We start from the raw sequence: 20,791 nt of genomic DNA, 5'->3' as shown, positions 1-20,791 counted from the left end.
GGGCGCATCGCTTCCTACACTGTGTCAATTGCCAAACCAGTCCGTGAGAGGAGACAGCATGCAAGCGTTCAACGACACCGCCGACGTCGTTCATTACATTCACGGCGAGCGCACGCATGGCTCGGCCACGCGCACGCAGCCGGTGTTCAATCCCGCGACGGGCGAGCGTCCGCGCAAGCTCGTGCTCGGTGAAGCCGCCGATGTCGATGCAGCCGTCGCGAGCGCGAAAGCCGCGTTCCCGGCCTGGCGCGACACGCCGCCGATCCGCCGCGCGCGCGTCATGCTGAAGTTCCTCGAACTGATGAACAAGCATCGCGACGAACTCGCCGCGATCATCACCGCCGAGCACGGCAAGGTGTTCTCGGATGCGCAGGGTGAAGTGTCGCGCGGCATCGACGTGATCGAATTCGCATGCGGCATTCCGCAACTGCTGAAGGGCGACTACACCGAACAGGTCTCGACGGGCATGGACAACTGGACGACGCGCCAGCCGCTCGGCATCGTCGCGGGCATCACGCCGTTCAACTTTCCGTGCATGGTGCCGTGCTGGATGTTCCCGGTCGCGATCGCGGCGGGCAACGCGTTCATTCTGAAGCCGAGCGAGCGCGATCCGTCGGCGTCGCTGTTCATGGCCGATCTGCTCAAGGAAGCCGGTTTGCCCGATGGCATCTTCAACGTCGTGCAGGGCGACAAGGTCGTCGTCGATGCGCTGCTCGCGCATCCGCAAGTGAAGGCGATCAGCTTCGTCGGCTCCACGCCGATCGCGAACTACATCTACGAGACCGGCGCGAAGCACGGCAAGCGCGTGCAGGCGCTCGGCGGCGCGAAGAATCACATGGTCGTGATGCCCGATGCGAACATCGATCAGGCCGTGGATGCGTTGATCGGCGCGGGCTACGGCTCGGCCGGCGAGCGCTGCATGGCGATCTCGGTCGCGGTGCTCGTGGGCGATGTCGCCGACAAGATCGTGCCGCGTCTCGCAGAGCGCGCGCAGCAACTCAAGATCAAGAACGGCATGGAAGACGATGCGGAAATGGGCCCGATCGTCACGCGCCAGGCACTCGAACGCATCGAAGGTTATATCGCGCTGGGCGTGGAAGAAGGCGCGAAACTCGTCGTCGATGGCCGCGGCTTCAAGGTGCCGGGCCACGAAGACGGCTTCTTCACGGGCGGCACGCTGTTCGATCATGTCACGCCGGACATGCGCATCTACAAGGAAGAGATCTTCGGTCCGGTACTCGCGTGCGTGCGCGTGAAAGACTTCAGCGAAGCGGTCGATCTCGTCAACGAGCACGAATTCGGCAACGGCGTCGCGTGCTATACGAGCGATGGTCATATCGCGCGCGAATTCGGCCGTCGCATCGAAGTGGGCATGGTCGGCATCAACGTGCCGATTCCGGTGCCGATGGCGTGGCACGGATTCGGCGGCTGGAAGCGCAGCCTTTTCGGCGACATGCACGCGTATGGCGAAGAAGGCGTGCGCTTCTACACGAAGCAGAAGTCGATCATGCAGCGCTGGCCCGAGAGCACGGAGAAGGGCGCGGAATTCGTGATGCCGACCGCGAAGTAATCGATCGTTACGCGTGCAACTAATCGCCCGTTTTTTCCGTGTGGAAGAAGCGGGCGTTCGTTTTTGTGCCCCGGCGCGCCGATCCGTATGAAACGCCGTCGGTTGACCGTTCATGTGCAAGCGGCGAAGATGCAGCAAAAACGACAGCGACGCGAAGCCAATCGACATGCAGCGGCAATTCGACGACCTTCTTCTCGGCAGCATCGAACTCTTCTGCCTTGCAGCCGAACTCGGCAGCTTCACGCTCGCGGCGACCGCTGCGAGCGTCACGCCGGCGGCCGTGAGCCGCTCGGTCGCGCGACTCGAAAAGCGCCTCGCCGTGCGGCTTTTCGTGCGTACGACGCGCCAGATTCGACTGACCGATGCAGGCCGTCGCTACTTCGAGCAATGTCGCGATGCGCTCAATCGTCTCGCGGAAGCGGAGCGCGAAGCCACCGGCCAGCAGACGACGCCGAAGGGCGTGTTGCGCATCAGCATGCCGACGCCTTACGGGCATTACCGCATGCTGCCGTTGCTTGCGGAGTTCAGAAAGCGTTATCCCGATGTCACGGTCGAAGCGCATCTGAGCAACCGCAACATCGACTTCGCCGATGAAGGTTTCGACCTCGCGATACGCGGACGCGCACCCCGCGATTCCGGTCTGATCGCGCGCAAGCTCGAAGATGCGGAGTTGGTCACGGTGGCGTCGCCGGCTTATCTGAAGCGCGCGGGCGTGCCGAAAACAATCGAAGATCTGCTCGCGCACGAATGCATCCAGTTCGAGATGCCAAGTACCGGACGGCCCGTGCCGTGGCTCTTCATGCAGAACGGCGAACTCGTGGAAATCACGACGCAAGGCGGCTACGGCACGTCCGGCGATGCGCTCGCGGGCATTCCGCTCGCGCGTCACGGCGCGGGTCTGTTCCAGATTTATCGCTTCACCGTCGAGGAAGAATTGCGCGCGGGCACGCTTGTCGAGGTGCTGCGCGATTACGGCGGATGCAGCAGGCCGTTCATCCTGCTGTATCCGCACGGCAGACATTTGTCGTCGCGCGTGCGGGCTTTTGTCGACTTCGTCGTCGAGAAGCTCGGCACGCGTTGAATCAACGTTCAGAGGATGCACATTCATGAGCAAGAACGCATTGACATCGCTACTCGGCATCGACGTGCCGATCATTCAGGCGCCGATGGCCGGCGTCAGCACGCCCGCGCTCGCGGCGGCCGTATCGAATGCGGGCGGGCTCGGCTCGCTCGGCGTCGGCGCGATGAACGCGGAAGGCGCGCGCAAGGTGATTCGCGAGACGCGCGAGCTGACGAGCAAGCCGTTCAACATCAACGTGTTCTGTCATGAGCCGGCCCGCGCCGACGCCGCTATCGAGCAGGCATGGACGAACTGGCTCGCGCCGGTGTTCGCGCAATACGGCGCGACGCCGCCCGCGAAGCTGAGCGAGATTTATACGAGCTTCGTCGTCGATGATGCCATGCTCCGGGTCTTCGTCGAAGAGAAGCCCGCGATCGTGAGTTTTCACTTCGGCTTGCCGTCGAAGGAATACATCGATGCGTTGCGCAACGCGGGCATCAAACTGATTGCGTCCGCAACTAATTTGCGTGAGGCGGAGCAGGTCGTCGCGGCGGGCATGGATGCGATCGTCGCGCAGGGCATCGAAGCGGGCGGACATCGCGGCATCTTCGATCCGCAAGCCGACGACGACAACCTCGGCACGTTCGCGCTGACGCGTCTTCTCGCCAGCAAGTTCGATGTGCCCGTGATCGCGGCGGGCGGCATCATGGACGGCGCGGGCATTGCGGCGGCGCTTGCGCTGGGCGCACAGGCCGCGCAATTGGGCACGGCGTTCGTGCCTTGCACGGAGACGTCGATCGATGCGGGCTACCGTCGCGCGATCTTGACCGATGCGGCCGAACGCACGACGTTCACATCGGCGATTTCGGGGCGCAAGGCGCGCGGCCTCGTCAACAAGTTCACCGAACTCGGGCGCGCCGAAGGAGCGCCTGCCATTCCCGCGTATCCGATTACCTACGATGCAGGCAAGGCATTGCACGCAGCGGCGAAAGCAAAGAGCGAATTCGGCTTCGGCGCGCAATGGGCAGGGCAAGCCGCCGCGCTCGCGCGCGAGTTGCCCGCCGCCGAATTGATGGCGCGGCTGCAAGACGAACTGCGGGAAAGCATCGCGGGATTGCAGCGATATGCATCGCGTTGAATGCGCTAGTTGTATTCGGTGACGACGGTCACGAGCGTCGTCGATTCGGCGCGCGCGTTTTCGGATCGCCGTATCAGAAGCGCGCCGCCTGCCGGGCCTACGTGATATGAGCGGCCCAGGGACGGCCCGACGCGCTGTCCCGCGCCGTCGATGAAATGCGAACTCACCGCAGCGGCACGATCGCCCACTACGACCAGCGAAACCTCCGCGCTCGGCGCATTGTGCGGTGGCGCGTAATAGGTGACAACGGCGGAGGAACGTACGCCTTTCACATCAGCGGAATCGTTCTGGAATCCACTGGTTCCGAGCATGGAAGCAGATCCGGAAACGATGTCAAACGGCGGCGCAACCAATGCACCTCTGAACGTGATCGTGCCGCCCGGAACGAGTGTCGCGAAAGCCGGCACGCAAAGCCCGGCAAGGGAACTCACGACGGCGCAGCGCAGCGCGTGCCGGGCAATAGTCAACCACTTCGCTTTTCTCATCTCGGCCCCTGTAATGAAACTTCTTGTGCTCGGGATTCCTTATCTGCGCGCTGCGGGAACATAATCAGCTTAAGAACATAATAAGACGTATCCTATTTTTGGAGCAAATCTTTTTTGAGATTTGATAGATGCCTGCGAGACGGCATGCAAATAACTCATGTCGATCCTTTTAGGCAACAAAAAACGCGCAATGGGAAATTCCCGATGCGCGTTTCAAGCGTATTAGAGCGAACTGCTCTGGCAAAGCCAGAAGGGTTATGCAAACGAACTCAAGGTATTCGGCACGTCAATGCACTCTTGCACAGTCAGCGTAAGGATGGTCCGTTGTCCGATGTTTTCGCGCAGCACAACAGCGTGTTTGCGTAGGAAATATCGTCGATGGTCAGGGACGCAACGTTCGCCTTCAATTGCAACGAGGAAACGATAACCTCGTATCGAGAACGCATGAGATCGCGGCGAACCGTAAAGTACGAGTCGAGCGCACGCAGAACGTCGACCTGCGTCCGGCTGCCGACTTTGAAGCCCGTTTCGGTTGCGGCCAATGCTTCCTTTGATGTCTGCAATAGCTGTTCGAGTGAGATACTCCGAACGCGCGCCTTTAGATATGCAGCGTAGTTTTCACGCGCATCCTTCTCGGCCGTGAAGGACGCGGATTCGATCGCGTCCTGCGCTTTGTCCTGCTGCGCCAGGCTTTGCTTCAATCGCGCCTGTATCTCTCCGCCGGAGAAGAGCGGCATCATCACTTGGAGCATGGCTGTGGTCGTGGTGGTCGGGCGCGCATAGCCCGACGCTGCGCCAGCCGGCGTGTAGGTGCCGGTAAGCGAGACGACCGGATAGTGCGCCGCACGCGCCTTTTTCGAATCCATCTTCGCGATTTCGAGGTCGAGCTGTTTCGATTGCACATCGTAGCCGCTCGAACTCGCCTGACCGGCCCAGACATCCGGATCTTCCGGCTCGATACGCGGCAGCTTCGTGCCCGCTGCAAGACCCGCAAGCGGCGAGAATGGCTTGCCGCTCATCTGCTGTAGAACGCGACGCTTCACCTCCATGTCCTGACGCGCGTCGGCGTTTTGAATCCGCGCCTGGGCGAGAGCGACATCGATATCGCGCTCGTCTATGACAGTCGCTTCGCCGGCGGCGCGCTTACGGCGCGTTTGCCTGTGCTGTTCATCGATGGCGGCGAGATATTCGCTCGTACGTTCGAGTTCGTCCTCCGCCGCGAGCGCATCGAAATAGGCGCGAACCGCCTTGAGCATCGCCGCTTGCTGCGCGGCCGCGAATTGCACCGCGCCTTGAGCGACGACCAGATCGGCCTGCTGATAGGTCGTCCATTTGGCCCAGTCGAAGAGGGGCTGCGCGGCCTGAAAAGTCCATCCGTTTTGCCAATAGCTCTGACGCGGAAAACCGTCCGTTTTGATTTCGTTATACGCACGGCCCCATCCTCCGCTTATCTGCGGCAGCAAGGCAGCTCGCGCAATGGGAATGGCCTGCTTCGACGCCTCATAGGCGGCGCGTGCCTGCGCGAGATCGGCATCCTGTGAGAGCGACGCATTCACCATATCGAGCAGATCGCTCGCGCATGTCTGATTAGCCAGCGTCATGCAGACCGCAACCAAGACTGCTGAGAATCCCGGCTTCTTCATGCGTCCACCAGCACCGGATCAGATGCTTGCACGACGTGTTCAGGCACGAGCCCGCCATTGGCGAATGCATAGCGCATGTCGAATGCCGATGCCAAAGCCATATCGTGGGTGATGACCACCACCGTTTGCTTCAGACTGCGAAGCAGTTGCGCAATGTGCTTCACAGATGCGGGATCAAGATTCGAAGTAGGCTCATCGAGCATCAGTATCTCGCGTTGTTGATAGAGCGCGCGCGCCAGCAAAAGACGTTGACGCTGCCCCGCAGAGATGTTGGCAATCGTGTCGCTGATGACGGTTCGCGTGCGCATCGGCAGACGCATGACATCGTCGAGAAGGCCCACGTCGGAAAGCAGCCTGTGTATGCGGTCGTCGTCGGGATTCGCCGCAAACAAGGTGATATTGTCGGCAATCGAGCCGTGAAGGATGATGTCGCCCTGGCGCATATGAGCCATGTGGCGCCGAATTTCATCGACGGCAAGATTCGGCCACGCGATTCCGTTGAGTTCGATATGCCCTTCCCGCAGCGGCTCGGCCGCCGATAAGAGCTTGAATACCGTGGACTTGCCGCTCCCCGAAGGACCGGTGATGACGATCTTGTCGCCTTTGCGAATCGAAAGATTGAGATCGGCCAGCACGGGTTTATCGGATACGCCGTAGCTGAACGTCACGTTGCGCATTTCGATACTCGAGAAATCGCGTATCTCCGTCGCCCGTTCGCTCGCGCTCAATGGCGTGTAAGTTTCGGTCTGTGCTTCGACGATGTCGTCGACCCGCGCGACCGGCACGCTCAACATGAAGTACTGAAACATCGCGTTGATGGCGTTGGCAAAACGCTCCGACATCAACGACTTGTAGATCAGGAACGAATAGAACACGCCGACCGAAACGACGCCGCCGAGCATGAGCCGTGCCGCCATGTATGTGATAACCACCGTGTCCGCGTAGTTGACGAGTTTGAGCAGGCTGTCGCGCGTGCAGTTCAATCGGCTCTTCGCGAGCGCTGCCACGGCATACGCCTTGAAGATCGTCATGTAGATCGACGTGCGTCGAGTCTCGCCCTGTGCAAGCTTGAGCAGCGACGCCGCGCGGATGGTCTCGATAAGCGCGTCATCGCAACGGGCCGACGTTTCCGTGACCAGCGCGTGATTGTCGCGCATCGCGGGATACATGCTCAACGCCAGCGCCACGTACGCGGCGAATACCACGAGTGCAATGAGCGTCAGTTGCCGGCTTTGGATCAGCATGAGTATGAGCGCGAGCGTTCCTACCGCCACGTCGATGCACAACGAGACGATGGAGCGCGTCGCGTAGCCGGTGATCTCGTCCTGCGCCTTCACGCGCGCGAATACATCGCCGACGTGCCGCTTCTCGAACCATGGCATCGGATTGCGCAGAAGATGCCCGATGAGTCCTTCCGTCGAGTTGATTTGGACCAGATTGAAGATCAATTCGGTGAGGTACTTCTGCACGTATTCGCTCAACGCGCCAAAAACGAAAATGCTTGCGAAGGTAAGGTGCGGGTCATTTACCAAAACGAAGTCGCGGAATGCGGCTATGCATGTCTCGCCATGGTGCTGTCGAATTTGGGACGCGCAACCGAAGTGCGCGAGCTGTCGGCACATAAGCCCATCTCGGCGAACGGCCTCACTCTGATGGATCTTTACGACGTTGCGGTCGAATTCGGCCTTTCCGTCGAGGCGTACCGTTTCGACCCTTCCGAACTTTCAGCGGTCAAGAAAGGTTCGATTCTGCATTTCGGCGGCGCGCATTTCGTCGTGTTCGAAAAGGCCGGACGCGGGTATGTGAATGTTATCGATCCGGCAACAGGCCGCCGGCGGGTATCGATGGATACCTTCCGCTCCGCCGTTTCAGGCTTTCTGCTGCAATTCTCGCCAACGCCGGAGATGCCGCGAATTCGCGCGAAGTCGCGTGTGCCGGCGGCAATGCGGCGCGTGAGGGCCGTGAATCCGCAGTTGCGTGCGCAGATCGGCAAGGTGCTGTTCGTCGCGCTCGGGAGCCAGTTCACGATTCTCGCCATGCCCTACTTCGGCAATCTCGTCCTGGATTATGTGGTCGCAGCGGATAACCGCAATCTGCTGAACGTGCTGGTCGTTATCGACTTATTGATAATCGATGCTGTACACGACAGACGAATTGGCCGCGCCGGCAGTCGTGGCGCCCGTTGCGTAGTATTCAGCCTGGTAGTACAGCGTCGCTGCGCCGCTCGAGATATCGGCCGCTTTGGAGTTCTGCAGATCGGTCGAAAAGCCGGCCTTGATCTGGGAACCGTCGCTGTTGTTGATTTGCAGCTTGACGTTTTGAGCGCCGCCTGGCGCGACGATAAGACGTCCATCGACCGGGTCGACGGTGGCGCCCGCCTCATAGAAGACCGAAGCCTTGCTGGTCGACGTTACCGGCGTGCATTTGGACAACGCGATATGGTAGGAAGTGGCGCCTGCCGTATCGCCCGATTTCGTCAAGGCATTCGTGGACAGCGTCGGAAGATTGACCGTAAAGTCTTTGGACGACGTGTCATTACCATTGATTTCACATGTCGAAGCCGTCAATCCGACGTGTCAATTTCACGGGCTCGACAAAGGTCGGGAAAATCATCGCGGAAAGCTGCGCACGGCATCTCAAACCGTCTGTTCTCGAACTGGGCGGAAAGGCCCCGCTGATCGTGCTCGACGACGCCGACATAGCGGCAGCGGTCGATGCTGCCGCTTTCGGCGCCTTCGCGAATTCAGGACAAATCTGCATGTCCACCGAGCGCATCATCGTCGATCGCGCGATCGCCGACGAGTTTGTTCTTCAGCTCGGTGAAAAGGTTAAGACGCTGCCGCTCGGCGACCCTCGAAAGGGGCCGGTCGTGTTGGGGTCAGTTGTCGATATGGCGACGGTACAACGATGCAACGCCTTGATCGATGACGCCTTGCACAAAGGCGCGACGATGGTCTGCGGGGGAAAAGCAGAGAACACGCTTATGCCTGCAACGCTCGTCGATAACGTTGGACCGAACATGCGGATCTACAACGAAGAGACGTTTGGCCCTGTCAAGGCAATCGTGCGCGTCGACGGCGAAGAAGAAGCGATCCGATGCGCTAACGATAACGAATACGGTCTCGCTGCGGCCGTGTTCAGTCGCGATGTCGCGCGCGCGATGCGGGTGGCGAGCCGCATCCAATCCGGGATTTGCCACGTCAACGGGCCAACCGTCCACGACGAAGCGCAGATGCCCTTTGGAGGCGTCAAAGGTAGTGGCTTTGGCCACTTCGGCGGACAGGCAGGCATTGCCGCTTTTACCGACTTGCGCTGGGTCACTGTGCAAACGTCGCCGCGACACTATCCGTTCTGAGTTACGTCCCTGTCACCCTCGTCAACTCGTTCGACAACTCAGGTAAGACCGCAGCCGCGGTCGACATGTCAACTATGGAAATCGCCGTACTCGGTGCAGGAGCGATGGGGTCGTTGTTCGGCGGCCGCCTGGCGGAAGCCGGTCACTCAGTCACGCTGATCGACATCAATCAACCGCATCTGGACGCTATCGGTGCGAAGGGCCTCCGCTTGGAGATGGATGACGATACTCGCGCAATCACGAACATCAACGCGATACGACCCGAAGCTACGGATAAACGGCCTGACTTGCTGTTGCTCTTCACGAAGTCGATGCACACGCGCGCGGCCTTGTCCGGCATCGAGCATCTGCTCGGCGAGACAACCGCCGTGCTCACGCTGCAAAACGGACTCGGGAACGTCGAAGCGATTCGAGACTTCGTGCCGCTCTCCAACGTGCTTGTTGGCGTTACCACGTGGCCAGCGGACCTTGTCGGTCCTGGCTCGGTGAGCAGTCACGGCGAAGGGAGAATTCGCATGATGAGCGCCGACGGTGAACGCACTTCCCAAGTCAATGCCGTCGCCGAGGCTCTGAATTCCGCCGGATTGAATTGTCAGATCGACGACAACGTCTGGGCAGCTATCTGGGAAAAGGTGGCGTTCAACGCTGCGCTCAACAGCATCTGTGCGGTCACTGGAACGACGGTGGACCAGCTTGGACTGCTGGAGGACAGCAAGAGCCTGGCACTGACCGTGGCCGCCGAGGTCATCGCAGTGGCGAACGCCAGCGGCGTTTCCGCGGATCTGAGCGTGTGCTCGACAAACATCGTTCATGCGATCGAACAGCACAAGGGGCACAAGCCGTCGATGCTGCAAGACGTTCTGGCCCGGCGAAAGACAGAGATCGAAGGCATCAACGGCGCAGTCGTTGAAGTGGCCCGCAGCATCAACGTGTCCGTTCCGCACACGGAGACATTGGCAAAGCTCGTCAGGCTTATCGACGCGCGAAACGCATCAGCCGTTGCGAAGTAGGCAGCCGCGGGCACGTCAACCGAGAACAACAAACGTCCGCGATCATGCATCAAAAGACGCGCCGATCAACCCGGCGCAGCGTACCCAGGAGACATCGCCATGAAGATATGTTTTGCCATGCTCCCGCGCGACGTCGCGGACCTTGTTGCAATCGACAGACCATCGAATGTGCGCGCGGAGGTCGAGCAATGAATCCGCAGACCTTCAGCGCTTCGAAGACTGCTGACATTGGCAGTCTTCTCGACGACGGCCCCTTTACGCTCATTCAGAAGTTCGTCGTTTGCCTGGCCGCACTGTCCATCATCATGGACGGCTTCGATGGCCAGCTCATCGGTTACGCCATTCCCACCATCATCAAAGAATGGGGCATAACGCGCAATGCGTTCGCGCCGGCCGTGGCGGCGGGTCTGGTTGGCATGGGCGTCGGGAGCGCGTGCGCTGGCTTGTTCGCCGACAGGTTTGGCCGGCGCTGGGCGCTCATCGGTAGCGTCGTGGTGTTCGGCGCGGCAACCTGCGCCATCGGGCTTGCGCAAGACATACCGATGATCGCCGCGCTTCGCTTTATCGCGGGCCTGGGCATCGGCGGAGCGCTTCCCAGTGCCACGACGATGACCGCAGAGTTCACCCCGGCACGTCGCCGCACGCTCGCCGTCACGTCTACCATCGTTTGCGTGCCGCTCGGGGGCATGCTTGCCGGGTTCTTCGCCGGTGCCGTCTTGCCGACCTTCGGTTGGCGTGGCTTGTTCTTCATCGGTGGCACGATCCCCTTGGCCCTTGGCATTCTGCTGTTTTTCGTGTTCCCGGAGTCTCCCCGCTTTCTCGCTCGCAAGGAACAGCGCTGGACCGAGTTGCGTGCGCTCCTTGCGAGAATGTCGCGGCCGATTAGTGCGCAGACGACTTTCGTCGACGCCGCCGAGCAAAGGCTCGAACAACGCGACGGCTTCGGGTCGCTCTTCGAGCCGGCTCAGCGACGTAACACGATTGCTATCTGGAGTGCGTTTTTCATGTGCCTGCTCGCGGTCTACGCCGCCTTTAGCTGGCTGCCGACCATGCTCGCATCCGAAGGTCTTCCCGTGGCACTTGCCGGTTCGGGCCTGACCGCATATAACCTCGGCGGCGTCTTCGGGGCACTCATCTGCGCCTTGGCCATCACGCGCTTTGGTTCGCGTTGGCCGCTCCTGGTGTGCTGCGCCGGAGGATGTGCGAGCGCCTTTTTTCTGCGAGGCGTTGATGTGGCGAGTCACACGAGCCTCTTGGTTATCGGTCTGGGCGTCCACGGTCTCTTCGTCAATGCAGTTCAGTCGACGATGTACGCCTTGTGTGCGTATGTCTATCCGACTCGCGTGAGAGCAACCGGCCTCGCTTCGGCGCTCGCGTTTGGACGACTCGGTGCGATCCTCAGCGCATTCGCTGGCGCCGTCGTCATCACCGTGGGCGGAGCGTCCCTCTATCTCGCGATGCTCGGGGTCGCCATGCTGTTGGTACTGATCTCGCTGTCGCAGGTCAGAAACCATATCCCGGCGCTTCGTCAGAAGCGGCTGGTCACGCAAGTCGTCACTGAGTAGCGCGAGGTCGGCGACTGGCATGAGCGGCGCTTTCTCGCTCCGTCTGCCAGTCGCAACTGCGGTTGGTCTTCCTCTGTCGTCGCTCGACGGCCCGTGACACACGCCAAGAAATTGCTTTCTTCCCCACGTTTCCAGTTCGGTCAAGCAAGACACAATCATGGCAAGAGCGTTTCCCCATATCTTCTCCGTCGGTGACTATCGTTCCGCGGCTCGGCGTCGGTTGCCGAGGATGGTATTCGACTATCTCGAAGGCGGGGCCGACGACGAGTCCGGCCTGACGCACAATCGTGCCGCCTTTGACAAGTGGGAATTGCGTCCCCGGCGTCTTGTCGATGTGAGCGAGCGTGTGCAGTCTACCGAGCTTCTGGGGAGACAAATGTCGTCGCCGCTCGTGATCGCGCCGACAGGTCTGAATAGTGCGTTCTGGCCCGACGGAGATCTTGCGCTTGCACGCGCTGCAAGCAAGGCTGGAATCCCGTTCGCACTCTCTACCGCGTCGAACATGTCGATCGAGGAGGTAGCAAGGGGAGCGGACGGAGACTTGTGGTTCCAGTTATACGTAGTACACCGGAATGTGGCGAAGAGCTTGGTCACGAGAGCGCGAGAGGCTCGTTATTCGACGTTGATCCTGACCACGGACGTCGCGGTAAATGGATTCCGGCAGCGCGATCTGCGAAACGGGTTTGCTATGCCATTCAAAGTCACTCCACGAGGCGCTCTCGATGGCATTTCGCATCCCCGTTGGCTGTGGTCCTACCTGACGAATGGTATGCCGCAGTTGAAGAACTTCGCGACCGATGACGCCTCTGATACCGCCTCCCAGGCTGCGGTGCTGCGGCGGGAAATGGACGCGAGCTTTAGCTGGGACGACCTCCGTCGCTTGCGCGACGACTGGCCCGGAAAGCTGCTCGTCAAGGGCGTCGTGACGGCTGAAGATGCCGCGCGATGCGTGGAAATCGGCGCCGACGGTGTCATAGTCTCGAATCATGGCGGACGACAGCTCGCGGATCTTCCTGCGCCGATCGACGCATTGCCGGGCATCTCCGATGCGACGCCGACCACCGATCTCATTCTGGACAGTGGCATCCGAAGAGGGGCCGATGTGGTGAAGGCGGTCGCATTGGGCGCGACGGCCGTGATGCTTGGGCGCGCCACTTTGTACGGGCTCTCCGCGAAAGGCGAGGCCGGTGTGTCCGATGTCATCGCGATGATCAAAGAGGAAATCGACCGGACCCTCGCCCTCATCGGGTCCAGTTCGATAATGGAAGTCAATCGGAGTTGTGTCGCTCGGCGGCCATTGTAGCGGAGGGGGGCAGCCATCGGTTCACCCTTTTCTTGACGTTATAAGGATGACTAATGACAGATCCGTTCTGATCGGCACACAGATGCGAATCCAACGCCGAGACAAGCGCCGACATTAAGCACATAGAGAAAAAATCCAACGGTGCATGCTGGCAAAAATGATGCATTTAACGCGTGAAAAAAGCTTGCATTCTCCGCGCAGAAAACTATCTTGAGTTCATAAAACGATTCTTCGCCTGGCACCGGAGGAGACCCATGCCAGCTACACGTATGATGATTGCGCGCCGCGCCGGGGTGAGCGTGGCAACGGTCGATCGTGTGCTGCGCGAAGACCAGGGGGTGCGCCCCGAAACGGCCGAACGTGTACATCTCGCGCTGGCCACGCTGCGCGACGAACGCGCAAGCCGCGGCAGGCCTGCGAAAACCACATCGTTCCGGGTCGCCTTCGTCTTACCGCAAATCAATTCCCGCTTTCTCGATCAAGTCGAACGCGATATCGCGCTGTCCGCCAGCTTCTTTCGCGAGCATCGTCTTGTCTCGTCGTTTTACCGTTGCGACCTGTCCAGCCAGCGCGACGCGATCTCACTCGCACAGCAATTGATCGACTACGACGCGCTCGTGCTCGTGCCGCTCGATTACCCATGGGTCGAGCGGATGATTCAGGACATGATGGATGCCAACGTGCCCGTCGTTACGGTCTTTTCAGATTTGCCGTCGAGTGCGCGCGCCACGTACGTGGGTGTCGATAACCGCATGGCCGGACGAACGGCGGGTCTGCTGATGGGCCGCTTCGTCGGTTCGCGCATCGGCACGGTCGCCGTGCTGTCGGCGTCGTCGCGTCTGCACGATCAGCTCGAGCGCCGGACGGGTTTTTCCCAGGTGCTCGAAGAGGACTTTCGCAACCTGCGCTGGCTCACGGAGCCCGATTTCGCCGAAGACGACGACAGCGCCGGACTCGCCGTGCAAGGACTGACGGCGGGACATCCGGATCTGGTCGGCGTGTATGTGACGTGCGGCGGCATTTCCGGCATCGCGTCGACGCTGCAGGAATCGGGCGACAAGGCGCGCGTCGTACTGATCGGCCACGAGTGCACGGCCGATACGCGGGCGCTGCTGTCGGAGCGGGCGATCGACGTGATCCTCGATCAGGACGTGCGCGGCATTGTCCATTGGGCCGGTCTCGCCGCTCTCAACTTCCTGAACGACGTGCGCGGCGTGCCTTCCATCCCGACGCCCGAAACCCGTATCTATCTTCGTGAGAATGCGCATGCCTGAAGCTCGCGACGCGCGGACAGTTCGCTTCGGTCCGCCAGAGCTCATATGCAGCGTCCGGCGCATGGGCGCTGTCTGTCATCAGTTTGAGACCCGACAGAGACAAGGAGAAGACACATGTTACGTCTTACGTCATCAAGGGTATTAGCGGCGCTCGTCGCGTCGCTGGGACTGAGCTTCGGATCGGCGGCGCATGCGCAGGGCAAGCAGTTGACGCTATGTTGGGCCGCATGGGACCCCGCCAATGCGCTCGTCGAATTATCGAAAGACTTCACGGCGAAAACCGGCATTGCAATGAAGTTCGAGTTCGTGCCGTGGACGAGTTATGCGGACCGCTTCCTCAACGAACTGAATTCGCATGGAAAGCTGTGCGATCTCATCATCGGAGATAGTCAGTGGATTGGCGGTGCCGCGGTCAATGGGCACTACGTCAAGCTCAATGATTTCTTCGACAAGAACAAAATCTCGATGGACGACTTCGTGCCGGCGACCGTCGTCGGCTACGCAGAGTGGCCGAAGAACACGCCGAATTACTGGGCGCTGCCCGCGATGGCGGACGCCGTGGGCTGGACCTACCGCAAAGACTGGTTTGCGAGGCCCGAACTGCGCGCGGAGTTCAAGCAAAAGTACAAGCGCGAACTCGAGCCGCCCACGACAATGGACGAACTCAAGCAGACAGCCGAGTTCTTTCAGGGACGAAAGATCGACGGCAAAACCGTGTATGGCGTGTATATCTTCACGGAGCGCGGCTCGGAAGGGATCACAATGGGCGTGACCAACATGCTCTATAACTTCGGCTTCGAATACCAGGACCCGAAGAAGCCGTATCACCTGGAGGGCTTCGTGAATTCGCCAGGCGCGATAAAGGGACTCGAATTCTATAAGGCGCTTTACAAGTGCTGCACGGCGCCCGGCATGACGAACGCCTACATGCAGGAAGGGCTCGATGCGTTCAAGTCGGGGCAGGTCGCGATGCAGATGAACTGGTTCGCCTTCTTCCCCGGCCTGTACAAGGATCCGAATGTCGGCGGCGACAAGATCGGCTTCTTCGTCAATCCGAAGGAAACGAAACAGTTCACGCAGCTTGGCGGTCAAGGCATATCCGTCGTGTCGTACTCGGATCGCAAGGCCGACGCGCTCGAATACATCAAGTGGTTCGCACAAGCCGATGTGCAGAAGAAGTGGTGGCAACTCGGCGGCTACTCCGCGGCGAAGTCGGTGGTGGACGCGCCGGACTTTCCGAAGAGCGCGCCATTTGCGCCTGCATTCCTGAAGTCGATGTCGATAGTGAAAGACTTCTGGGCCGAGCCTACTTATGCCGAGTTGTTGCTCGACATGCAAAAGCGCGTGCACGACTATGTGGTTGCGGATAAGGGCACGGCGAAAGAAGCGCTCGATCTGCTCGTCAAGGACTGGAACAAAGTATTCAAGGCGGAAGGGAAGAACTAGCGTTACCGCACATGAACGCGCGGGCCGGCGAGCCGATCGATCTCGCCGGTCCGCGACAACAAGGAGTCAGGCATGTTGGCAAACAAGCCTTTTCCTCCGGAAGGGTTGCAGACCAAAGCGCAGACGCGCGCGGCCGCGCGCTTGCGCGGACTGTCTGACCGAACCATCGCGTGGCTGTTCATTCTTCCGACTATCGTGCTGCTGCTCGCCATCAACATCTTTCCGTTGATCTGGGCATTGCGGCTCTCATTCACGAACTTCAAGTCGAATATGCCGAGCGTGCCCGCGCGCAATGTCGGCATCGACAATTACACGGACATACTCACCGACGAAGACATCTGGTACGCGATGCAGGTGACGGCGCGCTTCGTTTTCTGGTCGGTCGGACTCGAAGTGCTGCTCGGCTTCGGGCTCGCACTGCTGATCAACCGGCAGTTTCGCGGCCATAGTTTCTGGACCACGCTGATTCTGCTGCCGATGATGCTTTCGCCCGCTGTCGTCGGCAACTTCTGGACCTTTTTGCTGCAACCGCAAACGGGTCTTTTCAACGACATCGTCGGCTTTTTCACGGGCATTCCGCCGAACTCGTTCCAGATGATCGGCGATGTGCCGCTCGCACCTTGGACGATCGTCATGGTCGATGCATGGATGTGGACGCCCTACGTGATGCTGATCTGCCTGGCGGGATTGCGTTCGATTCCGGACTACATCTATGAAGCGGCCGAAGTCGATCGCGCTTCGCCATGGCGTCAGTTCTGGTCGATCACACTGCCGATGACGCTGCCGTTCCTGATGCTCGCGATCCTTTTTCGCGGGATCGAGAACTTCAAGATGTTCGACATGGTGAATCTGCTGACATCGGGCGGGCCGGGCTCCGTGACGGAAACCGTGTCGATCACGCTCAAGCGCGCAGCCTTCGAGAAGTGGAGGACGGGTTATTCGTCCGCGCTCGCGATCATTCTGTTCGTTGTCGTGTTCGGTGCGGCGAACATCTATGTGAAGGCGCTCAACCGGGTGAAACAGCGATGACAGACCTCGCCCTTCAACAGTCGGTGGTGGCTGCATCGCCGCGCAGCAAGACGTTTGCCGCAGTCGTCGTGATCGCGTATGCGCTCATCGCGACGCTGCCGATCGTCTGGATCATCATGACGAGCTTCAAGACGCAGGAGGATGCGATCGCGTATCCGCCCGTCGTCGTGTTTCATCCGTCGATGGAAGGTTACGTGAATCTTTTCACGATCCGCTCGCGGCAGACGCCGGAGTTCATCGCGAGTTTGCCGCCCGCAGAGACCTGGTACGACCGCGATGTCCGAAAGCGCAACATGGTGATTGCAGGGCCGTCGAAGGTCCTGCCGCGCTTCGTCAATTCGCTCGTGATCGGGTTCGGCTCGACCTTTCTTGCGGTGTTTCTCGGCACGTTGGCCGCCTATGCGTTTTCGCGCTTCAAGGTGCCGCTCGCCGACGATCTGCTGTTCTTCATACTGTCCACGCGAATGATGCCGCCCATCGCGGTGGCGATTCCCATCTATCTCATGTATCGCACGCTCGGCCTCGCCGACAGCTACCTCGGCATGATCGTGCTCTATACGGCCGTGAACGTGTCGCTGGCGGTGTGGCTGCTCAAAGGATTCATCGACGAAATCCCTCGCGAATATGAGGAAGCGGCGCTTGTCGACGGATACACGCGGTTGCAGGCCTTCGTGAAGGTCGTGCTGCCGCAGGCGATCACCGGCATTGCTGCGACGGCGATCTTCTGTCTGATCTTTGCGTGGAACGAGTACGCGTTCGCATTGCTGCTGACGAGCGGCGACGCGCAGACGATGCCGCCGTTCATTCCGTTCATCATCGGCGAGGGCGGGCAGGACTGGCCAGCGGTCGCGGCCGCGACGACGCTGTTCGTGCTGCCCATCCTGATCTTCACCGTAGTGCTGCGCAAGCATCTGTTGCGCGGGATCACCTTCGGAGCGGTACGCAAATGAAAGCCCAGCCCGCCATGCCGCGCCGCCGTCTGTTCCGCAGGCGCTACGGCGAGGGCGCATCGACCGTGCTGATCGGCCTCGGCATTGCGATGCTCGTCCAGCCGTTCACGGTCGATCTCTATACCTGGTCGTTCCCTGTGATTCTGGCGGGTGCGCTGGCATTCGTCGTGACGAGTCACTTCCCGGAGTGAGCCATGTCGACGATCGTTCTATCCAACCTTCATAAGCGCTTCGGTGACTTCACCGCCGTACACGATACGAATCTCACCGTGAGCAACGGCCGCTTCGTGGTGCTGCTCGGACCCTCCGGTTGCGGCAAGACGACGACGTTGCGCATGATCGCCGGGCTCGAACTGCCGACTTCGGGCCAGATTCTGATCGACGGCGAAGATGTCACGGGGCTGCGTGCGCGTCAGCGCGATATTGCATTCGTGTTCCAGATGTTCGCGCTGTATCCGCATATGACGGTACGTAACAACATCGCTTTTCCGCTGAAGAACGAGGGTATTGCGCGCCGCGAGATTGCCGCGCGCGTCGATGCGGCCGCGCATATGCTTCGCATCGAAAGTCTGCTCGACCGAAAGACGGGCGGGCTGTCGGGCGGCGATCGGCAACGCGTCGCCCTGGGCCGCGCGATCGTCCGGCACCCGAAGGCTTTTCTGATGGACGAGCCGCTCGGCACGCTCGATGCGGATTTCCGCGAACTGATGTGCCTCGAGTTGCGCAAGCTGCATAACGCGCTCAACGCGACGACGGTCTACGTGACGCACGATCAACGCGAAGCGATGGCGATGGCCGACGACATCGTCGTGATGAGCGGCGGCGAGGTGCTGCAATCGGCGTCGCCGCATGAGGTCTATCACTTTCCAGCGACCGTGTTCGTCGGCAGCTTCATCGGCAGCCCGCCGATGAATTTCCTGGCCGTGGATGGCGGCGTCGAGGCAGGCGCGGAATCGGTCTCGCTCTCCGGCGTCGCCGTGTCCGTGCCGCGCACGGCTACGTCCGCGGCGAAAGCGCTGCTCGGCGTGCGGCCAGAGCATGTCGTGATCGACGAGCGCGGTGCGTTGCGTGGACGCGTGATCGCGGATGAATATCTCGGCTCGCATCAGATTCTCGTCGTCGAAACGGCACTCGGCGTGATGCGCGTGCGGGTCGGCAAGGACGAAGGACTGGTGGCGGGGTCGCAGGTCGGGATGTCGTTCGCCAAGGAGCGCACGCTCCTCTACGACGCATCGAGCGGCAAGCTGCTGCCCGGCGCCGCGCGGCAGATGGCCGTCAACGGAAGCGGCAACGGAGGCGCTTATGTCTGAAATTCGCTTGCATGGCGTGACGAAGCGATTCGGCGATATCGTCGCGGTAGATGATGTGTCGCTCGACGTGAAGGAGGGCGAGTTCGTCGTGTTGCTCGGTCCGAGCGGCGCGGGCAAGACTACTACGTTGCGGCTCATCGCAGGTCTCGAGCGGCCCGACGATGGCGAGATATTCATCGACGGCGCCGCCGCGACGGACATGCATCCGGCGGATCGCGACGTCGCCTTCATCTTTCAGCAGTATTCGCTGTATCCGCATCTGACGGTGTTCGGCAACCTGGCGTTTCCGCTGCGCTCCCCGCGGCGGCGCGTGAGCGAGGCGGAAGTCACCGCGCGCGTGCAGTCGGTCGCGCAGATGTTGCATATCGAGTCGAAGCTCGGCAATCTGGCGACGCGTCTGTCGGGCGGCGAGATGCAGCGCGTGGCCATCGGACGCGCGCTCGTGCGTCAGCCCAAGGTGTTTCTGATGGACGAGCCGCTGTCTTCGCTCGACGCGAAGTTGCGCGAGGAACTGCGGATAGAACTGAAGCGGCTGCATCGCACGATCGGCGCCACGATCATCTACGTGACGCACGATCAGGTCGAAGCGACCACGCTCGCGGACCGCATCGGCATTCTCGAACACGGGCGCATCGTGCAGGTAGGCGCGCCGCGCGACGTATATGGCAACCCGGCTTCGCTAGGCGCCGCGCAACGTCTCGGCTCACCGCCCATCAACTTGCTGCCGCCCGTGTTGTTCGATCCTGCCACGATGCCCGCAGGCACCTCGACGGTCGCGATCCGTCCTGAAGACATCGTGCTGCACGCGCACGATACGCGCGACGTGCTCAATCTTCGCGTGCTCGAATATTCTCCGCTGCGGCATCTGCTGATCATGGAGCGCGACGGCACCGCCATCGTCGCGACAACCATGACCGAGCGCAATTTCACGCCGGGGCAGACAGTCGGCGTGTCGCTACCTCTGCGCAGTCTTCTCTATTTCCGCTCCGACGGCAGGAGGATTCCGGCATGAACGGGAAAACGGTCATGGCGTGCATTGAAGCCGCGCACGCGACGCTCAAGGAACATACGGACGAGATCGCCGCGCTCGATCAGCAGATTGGCGACGGCGATCATATCTTCAACCTGTTGCGGGGCCTGGATGCGCTGTTTGCGATGCGCGCCGCTATCGAGGCCGAGGCGTTTGCGCCCGCGCTGGACCAGGCCGCCTCCAAATTGCTGTCGACGGTGGGCGGTTCGTCGGGGCCGCTGTTCTTTTCGTTGCTGCATGGCATGGCGAAGGCGGCGCAGAACGCGGACACCCTGAGTGTGGCGGACGCGGCGCGGATCTTCGCCGCGGGCGTCGATGCCGTTGCCCAGCGCGGCAAGGCCGGCACCGGCAGCAAGACGATGATGGACGTGCTTATCCCTGTCGCGTCGCGCTTCATGGAACTGGCCGAGCGCAGTGCGCCGCGCGAAGCCGTGCTCGATGCGCTGCCGCGGACGGCTGAAGAAGGCATGCTCGCGACGCGCGACATGCTCGCGACCAAGGGGCGCGCGTCGTTTCTCGGCGAGCGCGCGCGCGGGCACATCGATCCCGGCGCACGGTCGAGCCAGTTGATGATCGGTGCGGTATGCGCGCGGCTCGCGCAATACAGAGAGTGAAAGGAGCGC

The 20,791-nt window shown here is 60.9% G+C and carries 17 protein-coding genes and 3 pseudogenes; 16 read left to right on the top strand and 4 right to left on the bottom strand.

Features of this window, described 5'->3' with window-relative positions; genetic code table 11:
• The first annotated feature begins 58 nt into the window (after positions 1-58).
• The 3 genes from NCS03_RS22895 to NCS03_RS22885 all read left to right on the top strand — a co-directional run bounded on the left by NCS03_RS22895 (position 59) and on the right by NCS03_RS22885 (position 3,768).
• Positions 59-1,570 (top strand): CoA-acylating methylmalonate-semialdehyde dehydrogenase, encoded by a 1,512-nt coding sequence (locus NCS03_RS22895; RefSeq protein WP_008348966.1) that lies wholly within the window; start codon positions 59-61, stop codon positions 1,568-1,570.
• 166 nt (positions 1,571-1,736) lie between these two features.
• The gene (locus NCS03_RS22890; protein ID WP_250529859.1) at positions 1,737-2,651 is read left to right on the top strand and encodes a LysR family transcriptional regulator; all 915 of its coding nucleotides are present in this window, start codon (positions 1,737-1,739) and stop codon (positions 2,649-2,651) included.
• A 25-nt stretch (positions 2,652-2,676) separates the two neighbouring features.
• Entirely contained in the window at positions 2,677-3,768 is a 1,092-nt protein-coding gene (locus tag NCS03_RS22885; RefSeq protein ID WP_250529858.1) for an NAD(P)H-dependent flavin oxidoreductase, read from the top strand.
• Between the two features lie 5 nt (positions 3,769-3,773).
• On the opposite strand, the gene NCS03_RS22880 is transcribed toward NCS03_RS22885, so the two are convergent.
• The 3 genes and pseudogenes from NCS03_RS22880 to NCS03_RS22870 form a co-directional block, all read right to left on the bottom strand.
• Positions 3,774-4,253: a hypothetical protein gene (locus NCS03_RS22880; protein WP_250529857.1), complete on the bottom strand. Its 480-nt coding sequence runs from the start codon at positions 4,251-4,253 to the stop codon at positions 3,774-3,776.
• Positions 4,254-4,558: 305 nt separating this feature from the next.
• Positions 4,559-5,854: a TolC family outer membrane protein gene (locus tag NCS03_RS22875; RefSeq protein WP_081851866.1), complete on the bottom strand. Its 1,296-nt coding sequence runs from the start codon at positions 5,852-5,854 to the stop codon at positions 4,559-4,561.
• Between the two features lie 38 nt (positions 5,855-5,892).
• Positions 5,893-7,413: pseudogene (locus tag NCS03_RS22870) on the bottom strand (peptidase domain-containing ABC transporter); the annotation flags it as partial.
• On the opposite strand from NCS03_RS22870, the pseudogene NCS03_RS31365 reads away from it, so the two are divergent.
• A pseudogene (locus NCS03_RS31365) lies at positions 7,294-7,737 on the top strand (cysteine peptidase family C39 domain-containing protein); the annotation flags it as partial. The pseudogenes NCS03_RS22870 and NCS03_RS31365 overlap by 120 nt on opposite strands.
• A 279-nt stretch (positions 7,738-8,016) precedes the next feature.
• On the opposite strand, the gene NCS03_RS31285 reads toward NCS03_RS31365, so the two are convergent.
• Positions 8,017-8,463: a fimbrial protein gene (locus NCS03_RS31285; protein ID WP_502801540.1), complete on the bottom strand. Its 447-nt coding sequence runs from the start codon at positions 8,461-8,463 to the stop codon at positions 8,017-8,019.
• Here NCS03_RS31285 and NCS03_RS22860 point away from each other — a divergent pair.
• The 12 genes and pseudogenes from NCS03_RS22860 to dhaL all read left to right on the top strand — a co-directional run.
• Positions 8,457-9,251: pseudogene (locus NCS03_RS22860) on the top strand (aldehyde dehydrogenase family protein); the annotation flags it as partial. The gene NCS03_RS31285 and the pseudogene NCS03_RS22860 overlap by 7 nt on opposite strands.
• Before the next feature lie 74 nt (positions 9,252-9,325).
• On the top strand, positions 9,326-10,261 hold the full coding sequence (locus tag NCS03_RS22855) for a ketopantoate reductase family protein (protein WP_284504423.1): 936 nt from the start codon (positions 9,326-9,328) through the stop codon (positions 10,259-10,261).
• 188 nt (positions 10,262-10,449) lie between these two features.
• Entirely contained in the window at positions 10,450-11,826 is a 1,377-nt protein-coding gene (locus tag NCS03_RS22850; RefSeq protein WP_250457533.1) for an MFS transporter, read from the top strand.
• A 157-nt stretch (positions 11,827-11,983) separates the two neighbouring features.
• Positions 11,984-13,129: an alpha-hydroxy-acid oxidizing protein gene (locus NCS03_RS22845; RefSeq protein ID WP_250529855.1), complete on the top strand. Its 1,146-nt coding sequence runs from the start codon at positions 11,984-11,986 to the stop codon at positions 13,127-13,129.
• 254 nt (positions 13,130-13,383) lie between these two features.
• Positions 13,384-14,403 carry a LacI family DNA-binding transcriptional regulator gene (locus NCS03_RS22840; protein ID WP_175982598.1) on the top strand — a complete coding sequence of 340 codons (1,020 nt, stop codon included), beginning with the start codon at positions 13,384-13,386 and terminating at the stop codon, positions 14,401-14,403.
• Between the two features lie 114 nt (positions 14,404-14,517).
• Positions 14,518-15,849, top strand: a complete 1,332-nt coding sequence (locus NCS03_RS22835) for an ABC transporter substrate-binding protein (protein WP_250529854.1) — start codon at positions 14,518-14,520, stop codon at positions 15,847-15,849.
• A 72-nt stretch (positions 15,850-15,921) separates the two neighbouring features.
• Positions 15,922-16,878 (top strand): carbohydrate ABC transporter permease, encoded by a 957-nt coding sequence (locus NCS03_RS22830; RefSeq protein WP_008348939.1) that lies wholly within the window; start codon positions 15,922-15,924, stop codon positions 16,876-16,878.
• A complete protein-coding gene (locus NCS03_RS22825) occupies positions 16,875-17,828 on the top strand; it encodes a carbohydrate ABC transporter permease (RefSeq protein WP_008348938.1) in 954 nt (317 codons plus the stop codon). Before NCS03_RS22830 ends, NCS03_RS22825 begins: the two co-directional genes overlap by 4 nt.
• Entirely contained in the window at positions 17,825-18,019 is a 195-nt protein-coding gene (locus tag NCS03_RS22820) for a hypothetical protein (protein WP_250529853.1), read from the top strand. The genes NCS03_RS22825 and NCS03_RS22820 overlap by 4 nt, the downstream gene beginning before the upstream one ends.
• A 3-nt stretch (positions 18,020-18,022) precedes the next feature.
• Complete coding sequence (locus NCS03_RS22815) at positions 18,023-19,138, top strand: ABC transporter ATP-binding protein (RefSeq protein WP_034472427.1); 1,116 nt, start codon at positions 18,023-18,025, stop codon at positions 19,136-19,138.
• Positions 19,131-20,150, top strand: coding sequence for an ABC transporter ATP-binding protein (locus NCS03_RS22810; RefSeq protein ID WP_250436849.1), 1,020 nt, complete (start codon positions 19,131-19,133; stop codon positions 20,148-20,150). Before NCS03_RS22815 ends, NCS03_RS22810 begins: the two co-directional genes overlap by 8 nt.
• Positions 20,147-20,782 carry a dihydroxyacetone kinase subunit DhaL gene (gene dhaL / locus NCS03_RS22805; RefSeq protein WP_250529852.1) on the top strand — a complete coding sequence of 212 codons (636 nt, stop codon included), beginning with the start codon at positions 20,147-20,149 and terminating at the stop codon, positions 20,780-20,782. Before NCS03_RS22810 ends, dhaL begins: the two co-directional genes overlap by 4 nt.
• Positions 20,783-20,791: the final 9 nt, after the last annotated feature.

Origin of the sequence: Caballeronia sp. ATUFL_F1_KS4A (assembly GCF_023630905.1) — a bacterium.
GTDB classification, from domain to species: domain Bacteria; phylum Pseudomonadota; class Gammaproteobacteria; order Burkholderiales; family Burkholderiaceae; genus Caballeronia; species Caballeronia zhejiangensis.
This window is presented reverse-complemented; position numbering and strand designations above follow the sequence as displayed.

Bases quoted from the DNA above. Each gene is read 5' to 3' on its own strand.
- NCS03_RS22850 (WP_250457533.1), top strand. From the start codon at position 10,450: ATGAATCCGCAGACCTTCAGCGCTTCGAAGACTGCTGACATTGGCAGT.
- NCS03_RS22895 (WP_008348966.1), top strand. From the start codon at position 59: ATGCAAGCGTTCAACGACACCGCCGACGTCGTTCATTACATTCACGGC.
- NCS03_RS22820 (WP_250529853.1), top strand. From the start codon at position 17,825: ATGAAAGCCCAGCCCGCCATGCCGCGCCGCCGTCTGTTCCGCAGGCGC.
- dhaL (WP_250529852.1), top strand. From the start codon at position 20,147: ATGAACGGGAAAACGGTCATGGCGTGCATTGAAGCCGCGCACGCGACG.
- NCS03_RS22815 (WP_034472427.1), top strand. From the start codon at position 18,023: ATGTCGACGATCGTTCTATCCAACCTTCATAAGCGCTTCGGTGACTTC.
- NCS03_RS22855 (WP_284504423.1), top strand. From the start codon at position 9,326: ATGGAAATCGCCGTACTCGGTGCAGGAGCGATGGGGTCGTTGTTCGGC.
- NCS03_RS22880 (WP_250529857.1), bottom strand. From the start codon at position 4,253: ATGAGAAAAGCGAAGTGGTTGACTATTGCCCGGCACGCGCTGCGCTGC.
- NCS03_RS22875 (WP_081851866.1), bottom strand. From the start codon at position 5,854: ATGACGCTGGCTAATCAGACATGCGCGAGCGATCTGCTCGATATGGTG.
- NCS03_RS22810 (WP_250436849.1), top strand. From the start codon at position 19,131: ATGTCTGAAATTCGCTTGCATGGCGTGACGAAGCGATTCGGCGATATC.
- NCS03_RS22885 (WP_250529858.1), top strand. From the start codon at position 2,677: ATGAGCAAGAACGCATTGACATCGCTACTCGGCATCGACGTGCCGATC.
- NCS03_RS22845 (WP_250529855.1), top strand. From the start codon at position 11,984: ATGGCAAGAGCGTTTCCCCATATCTTCTCCGTCGGTGACTATCGTTCC.
- NCS03_RS22890 (WP_250529859.1), top strand. From the start codon at position 1,737: ATGCAGCGGCAATTCGACGACCTTCTTCTCGGCAGCATCGAACTCTTC.
- NCS03_RS22830 (WP_008348939.1), top strand. From the start codon at position 15,922: ATGTTGGCAAACAAGCCTTTTCCTCCGGAAGGGTTGCAGACCAAAGCG.
- NCS03_RS22840 (WP_175982598.1), top strand. From the start codon at position 13,384: ATGCCAGCTACACGTATGATGATTGCGCGCCGCGCCGGGGTGAGCGTG.
- NCS03_RS22835 (WP_250529854.1), top strand. From the start codon at position 14,518: ATGTTACGTCTTACGTCATCAAGGGTATTAGCGGCGCTCGTCGCGTCG.
- NCS03_RS22825 (WP_008348938.1), top strand. From the start codon at position 16,875: ATGACAGACCTCGCCCTTCAACAGTCGGTGGTGGCTGCATCGCCGCGC.